This is a genomic window from Chromobacterium sinusclupearum, assembly GCF_002902845.1.
GTDB classification, from domain to species: Bacteria; Pseudomonadota; Gammaproteobacteria; order Burkholderiales; family Chromobacteriaceae; genus Chromobacterium; species Chromobacterium sinusclupearum.
This window is the reverse complement of record NZ_PPTF01000040.1, coordinates 1-11,194: the sequence shown is the minus strand read 5'-3', so window position 1 is coordinate 11,194 and position 11,194 is coordinate 1. Positions and strand designations below refer to the sequence as shown.

General features: G+C 63.4%; 11 protein-coding genes. 7 read left to right on the top strand and 4 right to left on the bottom strand.

Annotated elements, in window-relative coordinates:
• The first annotated feature begins 133 nt into the window (after window positions 1–133).
• Window positions 134–1,096, top strand: coding sequence for an ion channel (locus tag C2134_RS10205; RefSeq protein ID WP_233196412.1), 963 nt, complete (start codon window positions 134–136; stop codon window positions 1,094–1,096).
• A 22-nt stretch (window positions 1,097–1,118) separates the two neighbouring features.
• Here the strand turns inward: C2134_RS10205 and C2134_RS10200 are convergent, their stop codons facing one another.
• Together C2134_RS10200 and pssA are read right to left on the bottom strand one after the other, a co-directional pair.
• The gene (locus C2134_RS10200) at window positions 1,119–2,909 is read right to left on the bottom strand and encodes a sensor histidine kinase (protein ID WP_233196411.1); all 1,791 of its coding nucleotides are present in this window, start codon (window positions 2,907–2,909) and stop codon (window positions 1,119–1,121) included.
• 98 nt (window positions 2,910–3,007) lie between these two features.
• Window positions 3,008–4,351 carry a CDP-diacylglycerol--serine O-phosphatidyltransferase gene (gene pssA, locus C2134_RS10195; RefSeq protein ID WP_103319774.1) on the bottom strand — a complete coding sequence of 448 codons (1,344 nt, stop codon included), beginning with the start codon at window positions 4,349–4,351 and terminating at the stop codon, window positions 3,008–3,010.
• 186 nt (window positions 4,352–4,537) lie between these two features.
• Between pssA and C2134_RS10190 the strand changes: the two genes are divergently transcribed.
• Together C2134_RS10190 and parE are read left to right on the top strand one after the other, a co-directional pair.
• Window positions 4,538–5,065 carry an RNA pyrophosphohydrolase gene (locus C2134_RS10190; RefSeq protein ID WP_189338848.1) on the top strand — a complete coding sequence of 176 codons (528 nt, stop codon included), beginning with the start codon at window positions 4,538–4,540 and terminating at the stop codon, window positions 5,063–5,065.
• Between the two features lie 113 nt (window positions 5,066–5,178).
• Complete coding sequence (parE, locus tag C2134_RS10185) at window positions 5,179–7,143, top strand: DNA topoisomerase IV subunit B (RefSeq protein WP_103319772.1); 1,965 nt, start codon at window positions 5,179–5,181, stop codon at window positions 7,141–7,143.
• Window positions 7,144–7,274: 131 nt separating this feature from the next.
• Here parE and C2134_RS10180 read toward each other — a convergent pair whose 3' ends face one another.
• Entirely contained in the window at window positions 7,275–7,967 is a 693-nt protein-coding gene (locus C2134_RS10180) for a substrate-binding periplasmic protein (RefSeq protein ID WP_146042129.1), read from the bottom strand.
• Window positions 7,968–8,126: 159 nt separating this feature from the next.
• On the opposite strand from C2134_RS10180, the gene C2134_RS10175 reads away from it, so the two are divergent.
• The gene (locus C2134_RS10175) at window positions 8,127–8,588 is read left to right on the top strand and encodes a GNAT family N-acetyltransferase (RefSeq protein ID WP_103319768.1); all 462 of its coding nucleotides are present in this window, start codon (window positions 8,127–8,129) and stop codon (window positions 8,586–8,588) included.
• Window positions 8,589–8,592: 4 nt separating this feature from the next.
• Here C2134_RS10175 and C2134_RS10170 read toward each other — a convergent pair whose 3' ends face one another.
• Window positions 8,593–9,189, bottom strand: a complete 597-nt coding sequence (locus C2134_RS10170) for a short chain dehydrogenase (protein WP_103319767.1) — start codon at window positions 9,187–9,189, stop codon at window positions 8,593–8,595.
• Between the two features lie 104 nt (window positions 9,190–9,293).
• Between C2134_RS10170 and C2134_RS10165 the strand changes: the two genes are divergently transcribed.
• The 3 genes from C2134_RS10165 to C2134_RS10155 form a co-directional block, all read left to right on the top strand.
• On the top strand, window positions 9,294–10,178 hold the full coding sequence (locus C2134_RS10165; RefSeq protein WP_103319765.1) for a LysR substrate-binding domain-containing protein: 885 nt from the start codon (window positions 9,294–9,296) through the stop codon (window positions 10,176–10,178).
• Between the two features lie 68 nt (window positions 10,179–10,246).
• Window positions 10,247–10,804, top strand: coding sequence for a chromate transporter (locus tag C2134_RS10160; RefSeq protein ID WP_103319763.1), 558 nt, complete (start codon window positions 10,247–10,249; stop codon window positions 10,802–10,804).
• A partial coding sequence (locus tag C2134_RS10155) for a chromate transporter (RefSeq protein WP_103319761.1) occupies window positions 10,801–11,194 on the top strand: 394 nt, incomplete at its 3' end. The genes C2134_RS10160 and C2134_RS10155, both read left to right, overlap by 4 nt.

Below are 11,194 nucleotides of genomic sequence, written 5' to 3'. Positions count from 1 at the left end.
GGCATTCGCCATGTGAAAGTAGGACACCGCCAGACGCCCCATAAGACAAAGCCCAGCTCACACGAGCTGGGCTTTGTGCTTTGCGCGCGCCAATCTATCCCCGTCGTCCGCTATTGCGCTTTCGAGTGCGCGAATGGCCGCCATTGACGTCTGTTTGCATCCCTCACACAATCAGCCTTTGCAGACTTCGACATGGTGGCGCCAGATGGTTACTCGCAGCAGCAAAACCGCGCGACGCATAGAGGCGGGCGGCCGCAGCCTGTTCATTCACAGTCTGCCGCGCCACTCCCTGCATGACCTCTATCACTACTGCATGACCATCAGTTGGCCGCGTTTTTACCTGTTTATCGCGGCGGCTTTCATCGCATTGAATCTATTGTTTGCCGGATTCTATCAATTGCAAGCCGGCGGCATCGCCAACCAGTTTCCGCCAGGTTTTCTGGGTGCATTCTTTTTCAGCGTCGAAACGCTGGCGACGGTTGGCTATGGCGATATGCATCCGCAAACGCTGTATACGCATTGGATTTCCATGCTGGAAATTTTCATCGGCATGATGAGCATTGCATTGATTACCGGCGTGACGTTTGCCCGCTTTTCGCGGCCCAGGGCGCGTATCGTGTTTACCAGCAGCCCCGTAGTGCGGCCATTGAACGGTGAACCGGTGTTGATGCTGCGCGCGGCCAATGCCAGAAATAATGTGATCATTGATGCCAGTGCCCGCCTGCGGCTGTTGCAGCAGGAGGTGACTGCCGAAGGGACGACCTTTCGCAAGCTGTACGATCTGGAGCTGGTGCGGGATGAGCACCCGATGTTTGTACTCGGCTGGACGCTGATGCATAAGATAGATGAGCGCAGCCCCTTGTATCAACGCGATGCCGACTCACTGGCGGCGGTCAAGGCGCAGCTGATCTTGTCCATCAATGGCATGGATGAAACGACCATTCAGCCTATGGTGGCGCGACATACGTTTTCGCATCAGGATATTCGTTGGAATCATGCCTTCGCCGACCTGATCTATACCGATGAAGATGAAAACGACCATGTCGACTACCAGCGCCTGCAGGAAGTCCGGCCGTTGCCATTGGCCAAGGATTAGGGCGGGTTAGGGGAGGGGGCGGCTAGCAGGCATTGGCCGGGAAGGTGATGATGAAGGTGGCGCCATGCCCCGGTTCGCTTTCCAATCGGATCTGGCCTTTCAGGATGACCTGAACGATGTTGTGGACCAGCGCCAGACCAAGCCCGATGCCGCCCTGGCCCATGCGGGTTGTGAAAAACGGATCGAAGACCTTGCCATGCAGTTCTGTCTCGATGCCCTTGCCGTCGTCAGCATAGCGCAGCGTGATTTCGTTGCCTTCGCGGCTGATGGCTACGGTGATGCGGCCAGTCTCCTTGCCGTCGAAACCATGAGCCAGCGAGTTGGCAATCAAGTGGGAAAGCAGTTGTTCCAGCGCGCTGGGATAGTTATCGATGATCAGATCGGACGGCGCCTGTAACTCCACTTTGACATGCGGATGATGTTCTGGCGACAGCAGGGTTTGCAGCAGTCTGGCGATGACTTGGCCGAGATTGAAGCTGCGTTTGGGTTGATCCAGTTGGTCGACCGCGATTTGTTTGAAGCGGCCGATCAAGTCGCCGGCCTGTTCGCTGTTCCTCTGCAATAAATCGCAGCTTTCCGTGGCTTTCTCCAGAAATGCCTGCAGGCCTTTGCGGGAGAGTTGTTTCTCGGCGTCGGCCTTGGCGATGGCTTCTACGTCGGCATGGATTTGCGACGAGCACAACAGGATGTTGCCGATGGGCGTGTTCAGCTCATGCGCCATGCCGGCGACCATGCGTGCCAGCGCCGCCTGTTTCTCCACGATGCTGATTTGCTGCATTGCCTTTTTCAGCTCGGCGGTGCGGATGGCGACACGTTCTTCCAGGTGGCTGTTCAGTAATTGCAATTCCTCCTCGGCGTGCTTGCGTTCCGTGATGTCGGAGTAGGTGCCTATCATGCGCAAGGCTTGGCCCTGCGTGTCCAGGCTGACCGCCATGCCGCGTCCCAGCAGCCAGATCCAGCCTTGATCTTTGAGAAACCGGTGTTCGATGGCAAAGGACCCTTGCGGCTGGCGCAGATAACTGGCCAAGTCCGCCAAAACGGTTGGCAGGTCATCCGGATGAATGCCGGTCTGCCAAAGTTTGAAATCGGCGATTTCCTCCGGTTGGCTCAAGCCAAGCAGTTGCTGGCAACGATTGGATAAGTAAATCTCGCCGCTGGCGATGTCCCAGTCCCATACGCCGTCGCCGGCGCCTTCCAGCGCGAAGTGCCAGCGCTCCTCGCTTTCTCGCAGCGCCTGCAGCGCTTTGCGCTCGCCTGCGCGCAACAGTTCGAACTCGCGGCGTACCCGTTCCGCCTCTTCGGCGCGCAAGGCGGCGTCTTCCTGCGCCCTGGCCTTGTCGTTGTAGATCTGCCGCAGGTCTCGCTCCACCATGCTGCGAAACTGGGCCAGCAATTGGCGATAAGTTTGGGTGTAACCGTTCTCCTCGCGATCCAGAATGCAGATGGTGCCGAAGACCTCCTCGTTAGGCCAGATCAAGGGCATGCCCATATAGGAGATCATGCCCAGCTTGATGTCCGGATTGTTGCGCCAGTGCGGATCGGTCAAGGCATTGGGCACTGTCAGCTCGTTGCGGGTGCTCATCACCGTTTCGCAATAGAGGCCTGTGCCCAGATCGGCCAGCTCGTCTTCCTCATAAGGATTGCCATCGCTATGGCTGGACAGGAACACCTTTATCTTCGGCGGCTCCACGCGCATGATCAGCGCGGCCGGAATGCTGACAATGCGGGCCATCAGATCCAGCACTTGCTGCCACTTTTCCGAATAGTCGTGGCTGACCGACAAATGGCGCGTTTCCACGCGGATGGCTCGCATCAAACGGCTCCGCTTGCATGATGACTGACTGTATCAGCATAGCCGGCTGGCGCGGCGAGGGCGGAAAAAACAAGCCCCGCGAAAGCGGGGCGGGGTGCTTACAGCATCAAATTGAGCATGCGGTCTATCCGCACGCGGCTCAAGCGGGTGAGCAGTTTCTTGATCTGTTCCGGGTAGTGCTTCACGTCTTCCAGCTGGCGGTAGTGCGCCAGCGGGGTGGTGTGGCGCAGAATGCTGTGTTGTTCGGCTTCGCCCTGCGCGCGCAGATCGCCCTGAGGGTCGCGCAGCAGCAGCGCGTTTTCCAGGTCCAGGCGGAAGGCGCGGGGATTCAGATTGTTGCCGGTCAGCAGGATGTAGCGCGCGTCGCTCCAGATGCCCTTCAGGTGATAGGTGTTGTCGCCGTCTTTCCACAGATGGATGCGCAGTTGCTGGCGCGACACGTATTGGCGCTGGCGTTTGGCGAAGCGGCGCAGATTCATCTCGTACAGATAGGGCAGCGCGCCGATCACGCGGAACGGTTGCTCCGGCGGGATGTAGAAGTCGTTGGCGGTCTTGTCGCCGACCACGATGTCGATTTCCACGCCACGGCGCAGGGCGCGGTTGATTTCCAGCACCACGGCGCGCGGAAAGTTGAAATACGGCGTGCAGATGAACAGCTTGCTGTCCGCGCTGGCGATGATATCGAGTATCGTGCGGTTCAGCCGGTTGCCCTTGCCGATGCCGACAATGGGGGCGATGGCCAGTTGCTCCGCCGAGCCTGGCGGCAAGGCGGCGGGACGGTACTGGCTGTGCACCAGCTTGTCGCGGAACTGGCGGATCTCCTTGCGGATGCTGCGGGTGGACGGCGCGGGTTTGTCCAGCCGGAATACCGCCGGGTCGTTGAAAAACTGCTCGGCCATGAAATCGGCCATGGTATCGGCCAGCTGCGGGCTGCGGATCAGGTGATAGCGGTCGAAGCGGTACTTGTCCAGCTTGTGCAGATAAACATTGTTCAGGCTGGCGCCGCTGTAGAACACGGTGTCGTCGATGACGAAGCCTTTCAGGTGCAGCACCCCGAACAGCTCGCGCGTTTGCACCGGCACGCCATAGATCGGAATGTCCAGATCGCGGCGGGCGGCTTCCTCACGGTACCAGCTGGCGTTGCAGTGCGACTGGTCTTCGCCGATGCGGCCGCGCTGGGCGCGATGCCAATCCACCATGACGCGCACGTCCAGCTCAGGCTGGCGTTGCTTGGCCAAGTACAGCGCGTCCAGGATTTCCTGGCCCGCTTCCTCGTTTTCCAGATACAGCGCGCACAGGTAGACGCGCCGGGTCGCCGCGGCGATCGCTTCCAGCAGCCGCAGGCGAAAATCGCTGGTCTGCAGCAGCGTGGTGAAGTCTTGCGGCGGCAGCGGAAGCCAGGGCAGGCGGGTCAACGTGGGTCGATTGAGCAGAAATGCCATGAATGCGCAGTAGATTGACGTTCAATCGACGCATCGTAGCATCGTTTGGCCAATTTGGGGGAGTGAGCGAGGCCGCAAGTGACGCCGGTCAAGCGTTTTGACGCGCCGCCGGCTGGCGGGCCGCGTGGCAAGGCGGGCCGAAATGTGCAAAAATTCCGGTAACGAGACGAATTGCAGGTTTTTTCCATGCTGGACCGGGACGGATACCGCCCAAACGTCGGAATCATCCTCACCAACGCCAAAAACGAGGTGTTCTGGGGGAAGCGCGTGCGCGAGCATTCCTGGCAGTTCCCGCAAGGCGGCATCAAACCGGGCGAAAGCCCGGAGGCCGCCATGTACCGCGAACTGCTGGAAGAGGTGGGCTTGCTGCCCCAGCACGTGAAGATCCTGGGACGCACCCGCGACTGGATGCGTTATGAGGTGCCGACCAATTGGGTTCGCCGCGAATGGCGCGGCAGTTACAAAGGGCAGAAGCAGATCTGGTTTCTGCTCAGGCTGGTGGGCCGCGATAGCGATGTTTGCCTGCGCGCGTCCACGCATCCGGAGTTCGATGGCTGGCGCTGGAACGATTATTGGGCGCCGGTGGACGCGGTGATCGAGTTCAAGCGCGATGTGTACGAGCGCGCTTTGTCCGAGCTGTCGCGCTTCCTGCGGGGCGTGGAGAGCCACGACGCCTATCTGGCGCGCATCGCCGCGGCGCAGAGCGAGCAGTGAGCGGGCCGCGCAATTTTGCAGCACAGCGACGGCGGGCAATGCCCGCTGTCTTTATTTGAGCCGTCCCATATGGACGGCGTCGACGTGAAACGCCGACAGGGTAAGACCACAACATGACTCAACAATACGACGAATCCTCGGTACGGGTGCTCAAGGGGCTGGAGCCGGTCAAAGAGCGGCCTGGCATGTACACCCGCACCACCGACCCCACCCACATCTGCCAGGAAGTGATAGACAACGCCGCCGACGAGGCGCTGGGCGGCTACGCGCGCAAGATCGCCGTCACCGTGCACCAGGACGGCTCGCTCAGCGTGGAAGACGATGGCCGCGGCATTCCGGTGGGCCTGCATCCGCAGGAAGGCGTGCCGGTGGTGGAGCTGGTCTTCACCCGCCTGCACGCCGGCGGCAAGTTCAACAAGAAGGACGGCGGCGCCTATGCCTTCTCCGGCGGCCTGCACGGCGTAGGCGTGTCGGTGACCAATGCGCTGTCCACCCGGCTGGAAGTCGAGGTCAAGCGCGATGGCGGCGTGCACCGCCTGGTGTTTTCCGGCGGCGACGTGATCGAACCGCTGGCCCGCGTGGCTGACTGCGGCCCGCGCACCAGCGGCACCCGCGTGCGGGTGTGGCCGGACGGCAAGTATTTTGAAAGCCCGCGCTATTCGATGCAGGAGCTGGAGCGGCTGCTGCGCGCCAAGGCGGTGCTGCTGCCCGGCGTGGCGGTGACGCTGACGGTGGAAAAGCCCAGCGGCGACGAGGTCAAAGTCTGGCAGTATCCGGAAGGCCTGAAGAGCTATCTGGCCGAATTGTGCAACGGCGACGAACCGGTGGCGCCGCTGTTCGCCGGCGAAGCCTATATCGGCGACGACCACGAGCAGTTCGCCAAGGGCGAGGGCGCGCAATGGGCGATGGCCTGGTTCGAAGACGGCGCCAGCGGCGAGAGCTACGTCAACCTGATTCCCACCCCGGTGGGCGGCACGCATGAGGCCGGCCTGCGCGCCGGCGTGTTCGACGCGGTGAAGAGCTTCATCGACCACCACAACCTGCTGCCGCGCGGCGTCAAGCTGATGGCCGAAGACGTGTGGAGCCGAGTGCGCTTCGTGCTGTCCGCCCGCGTGCTGGATCCGCAGTTCCAGGGCCAGACCAAGGACAAGCTGACCAGCCGCGACGCGCTGAAGCTGATCTCGGGCCTCGCCCGCGATCCGGTGGAGCTGTGGCTGAACCAGCATGTGGAAGCCGGCAAGAAGATCGCCGAGCTGGCCATCCGCCAAGCGCAGAGCCGCCTGAAGTCGGTCAAGAAGGTGGAGAAGAAGAAGGGCTCCGGCGTGGCGGTGCTGCCGGGCAAACTGACCGACTGCGAAAGCGAGGACATCGAGCGCAACGAGCTGTTCCTGGTGGAGGGCGATTCGGCCGGCGGTTCGGCCAAGCTGGCGCGCGACAAGGAATACCAGGCCATCCTGCCGCTGCGCGGCAAGGTTCTGAACAGCTGGGAGACGGACAAGGACCAACTGTTCTCCAATGCCGAAATCCACGACATTTCCGTGGCGATAGGCGTGGACCCGCATGGCCCGAACGATCAGCCGGACCTGTCTGGCCAGCGCTACGGCAAGATCGCCATCCTGTCCGACGCCGACGTGGACGGCTCGCACATCCAGGTGCTGCTGTTGACGCTGTTCTTCCGCCATTTCCCGCGGCTGGTGGAAAACGGCAATATCTACATCGCCCAGCCGCCGCTGTTCCGCGTCGATGTGCCGGGCCAGGGCAAGACCCGTCCGCCGCGCAAGCTCTATGCGCTGGACGAGGGCGAGATGACCGCCATCCTGGATCGTCTGCGCAGCGAGGGCGTGCGCGAGAACGCCTGGACCATCTCCCGCTTCAAAGGCTTGGGCGAGATGAACCCGGAGCAACTGAAAGACACCACCATGAACCCGGACACCCGCCGCCTGGTCAAGGTGCAGGTGCGCCCCGGCATGCTGAAGGAAACGCTGGACATGTTCGTCATGCTGATGGGCAAGGGCGAGGCGTCCAGCCGTCGCAGCTGGATGGAAGCCAAGGGCAACGAGGTGGAAGCCGATATCTGATCCGCCGCCTTGGCGTATTCCCGAACCCGCCCGCTTGGCGACAGGCCGGCGGGTTTTTTGCGCTTTGCGTCGCTAACCAAGCCTCGCAGAGGCCCAGAGCCAAGGGCGGCGACGCAGGATCAGACGCGGCGCTAATCGTAGCGCGCCAGCAGCGCGGCGATTTCCTGCTTGCCCTGTGGCGATGAGCAAGCGGCGCGCAGCTTGTCCAGCATGGCGGCGTCGCGCGCCAGCGGGTGGGCGCGCGACACATAAACCGCCATCGGCTCGTTGCTGATCGACAGCTCCGCCCATTTGTCCCCCGGCGTCGATATCTCGCGCAGGGTGCGGCCGCAGCCGGGACGGACGCACATCATCGCGTCCAGCCGGCCGATGCGCAGCATGCGGAAGCCCTGATGCAGATCGCTGACGTATACCCTGTCCGCGCCGCTATCGGCGAGGAAGTCGTCCAGGGTGTGGGTGCCGCGCAGGATGCCGACCGGGCGGTGCCGCAGATCGGCCTGGCTCAGCTGGCGGCCGGCATCGCGGTAGACCACGGACAGCCGGATCGCCGTCGGGCGGCACACTTCCAGTCCGAAGCCATCGCGCTCCGCCGACGCGGTAATCAGCGCCAGCGCGTTCTGGCCGCTTTTGAGGTCTTCCACCACCCGCGGCAGCGGCCGGATGTCCTGGCGCAGCTGCAGGCCGCTTTGCGCGGCCAGCCAGAGCAGGAAGCGCGGCGCCAGGCCATCGCCGCTGGCGGCGTCGCCCCATGGTTCTATCGCCTGGCTGGACGACTGCACTGGTTCGGCGTGCGCAGTCTGCAACCACCATATCCATGCCAGCATGCCCAACCATGTCCTGCCCATCGCCGCCCTCCGCCGTTGCGCGCCCAAGGCTTAGGGCGCGGCAGATGCAGTATAGCCGGCGTGTCCGCCGCTCAAACGCTGAGCGCAGGATTCCTATCCTCGCTTTCTTGTGAAATGTTCTTTAGAAAGGATACCGCGATGTCCCTCGCCATCACCCCCGCGCATGCCGCGGATTTTCAATCCATGCTCCGCCTGTGGGAACGCTCGGTGCGCGCCACCCATCATTTTTTGCGGGAGGACGATATCGCCGCAATCCGGCCCGAAGTGGCGGCGGCGTTTCAAGCGGCGGCGTCCATCGGCCTGGTGTTGCTGGTCTGCCGCGATGCGGATGGCCAGGCGACAGGGTTTGCCGGCGTGGTGGGCTGCAAGCTGGAAATGCTGTTCGTGGATCCTGCCTGTTTCGGCCAGGGGCTGGGGCGGACGTTGTTGACCCATGCCGTGGACGCACTGGCGGTAAGCGAGGTGGACGTCAACGAAGACAACCCCGATGCGCTGGCATTTTACCTGCGCATGGGGTTTGAGGTGCTTGGCCGCTCGGCGCGGGATGGCGCCGGCAGGCCGTATCCTCTGTTGCATCTCAAGCTGCGGCAGGCCGCATGAATATTTACCAGACAGTCAGCGTCTGGCCGTTGGCGATGCCTTCCACGCTGCGCACATAGGCCAAGGCGGCGCGGGCGGCGGGCACCGCTTCGAAGCCGGGGAAGTAGGGGGCATAGCCTTCCCATGACTCCTGCAGCACATTCGGGCTGACGACATTGATGCGCTGGCCGCGCGTCAATTCCAGCGCGGCGGCGGCGGCGAAGCCTTCCAGCGCGCGGTTGACGGCGGTGGCGTTGCTGCCGTGGCGGATCGGCTGGGCGCTGACGATGCCGCTGGTCAGCGTGATGGAGCCGCCGTCGTTCAGATAGTGCTGGCCGGTCAATGCCAGGTCGATCTGGCCCAGCAGCTTGTTTTCCAGGCCGATGCGGAAGTCGGCGGCAGTCATCTCCGCCAGCGGGCCGAAGTGCAGGCTGCCGGTGGCGCTGACGATGGCGTCGAGACGGCCTGCCTGTTCGAACATCCGTTGCACGCTGGCGCTGTCGGTGATGTCGACGCGCAAGTCGCCGCTGCCGCGGCCGGCGGTGAGAATCTGGTGGTGGGACAGGGCGTGCTGGACGGCGCGGCCCAGCGTGCCGCTGGCGCCTATTAGCAGGATTTTCATGGTGTTTCTCCAGTGGGGTGAACGATGAGCGTAGTGTGCAGGGATTCGCCAATTTGATTAATCCGTTATCATGAACAAAATTAATAACCAGGGGTTTCCAATCAATGGATAGGCTGCTCAGCATGGAGTTGTTCGTCGCGGTGGTGGACAAGGGGAGTTTCACCGCGGCAGCGGAGGCGCATCGCCTGTCCCAGCCCATGGTCGGCAAGCATATCGCCGCCTTGGAAAAGCGCCTGGGCGGCCGGCTGCTGGTGCGCACCACCCGGCGCCAGCAGCTGACTGAGCTGGGGCAGCACTATTACCAGCGCTGCCGCGCCATCCTGGCGGAGCTGGCGGCGGCAGAGGATGCCGCCGAGCTGCTGCGGCAACAGCCGCGCGGCGTGCTGCGGCTCAATGCTTCGGTGACGTTTGGCAGCTTGCGCCTGGCGCCGCTATTGGCCGAATTCATGGCGCGCTATCCGGAGATAGGCGTGGAGCTGGAGTTGAGCGACCAGTTGGTCGATCTGGTGGCGGACGGCTACGACGCGGTGTTCCGCATCGGCCAGCTGGCCGACTCCGGCATGGTGGCCAGGCGGTTGAAACCCTATCGGATGATGATCGCCGCCTCGCCGGCCTATCTGGCCACGCGCGGCACGCCGCAGACTCCGGCCGATCTGGCCGGCCACGACTGTCTGGGATTCAGCCGCTGGCAGCGCGATGACGGCTGGGACGCGCTGGCCCGCCGGCACGGCGTGGAGATCGCCGCCAGCCGTTTCCAATGCAACCAAGGCCAGGCCTTGCGGCAGCTGGCGCTGGCCGGCGCGGGGCTGGCGCTGCAGGCGGAGGCGCTGCTGGCCGACGATGTGGCTTCGGGCCGGCTGGTGTCTTTGCTGGATGGTTATCTGCCGCCGCCCAAACCCATGCACCTGATCTACCCGGCGGACCGGCAGCCCTTGCCGAAATTGAGGGTCTTCGTCGATTTCATCGTCGAGCGCCTGGGCGCGCTGTGAGTTTTATTGACCGCCCCTGTCAGAAATTCTCGTTTGTAGTGTTCCTGGCCCAAGAGTAGTGTCAAAGCATGAATACCGAACTGATCAAACCGCGCCGGCGCGACTTGTTCGCCGGCTTCTTCTCCGTCGGCATCACCGGCTTCGGCGGCGTGCTGCCGCAGGCGCACAGCATGCTGGTGCAGCGTCGGCGCTGGCTGTCCGAGGGCGATTTCGCCGAGCAGCTAGGGCTGTGCCAGGTGCTGCCCGGCCCCAATATCGTCAATATGGCCGTGTCGGTCGGCGCGCGTTTCCACGGGGCGATGGGCGCGATGGTGGCCGTGTCCGGCTTGCTGCTGGCGCCTATGGTCATCGTGCTGCTGCTGGCGTCTCTTTATGGCCGTTATCGCCAGCTGCCGCTGGTGGAGCAGGTGATGCACGGGCTGGCTTCCGCCGCGGCCGGCCTGCTGCTGGCGATGGCGCTGCGCCTGCTGCCCAGGCTGGAGCGGCGCGGCTGGAGCGCGCTGGTGGTGATTGCCACCTTCGCCGCCATCGCGCTGTTCCGTTTGCCCTTGCTGTGGGTGCTGCTGGCCACGATACCGCTGGCGCTGGGCCTGGCTTGGCTGAGCAAGGGAGGGCGCGGCGAATGATCTTGCTGACCTTGCTGTGGGAGTTTGGTTTGTTGTCGCTGATGGCGGTGGGCGGCGCCAATGTGGTGCTGCCGGAGCTGCAGCGCATCGTGGTGGCGCATGGCTGGATGAGCGCGGCGCAGCTGGCGGAGTTGTTCGCGCTGGCCCAGGCCGCGCCGGGACCGAATGTGCTGGTGGTGAGCCTGGTGGGCTGGCATGTGGCCGGCGTGGGCGGCGCGCTGGTCAGCATGCTGGGCATTTGCCTGCCGTCGTCCTTGCTGAGCTTTTATGTGTCGCGCTGGTGGGCGCGCCACCGCGGCGGCGAGCTGACTGGGCTGTTGAGCCGCGCCTTGCTGCCGCTGACGGTCGGCTTGATCGGCGCCAGCGCCTGTTTGCTGCTGCAGGCGGCCA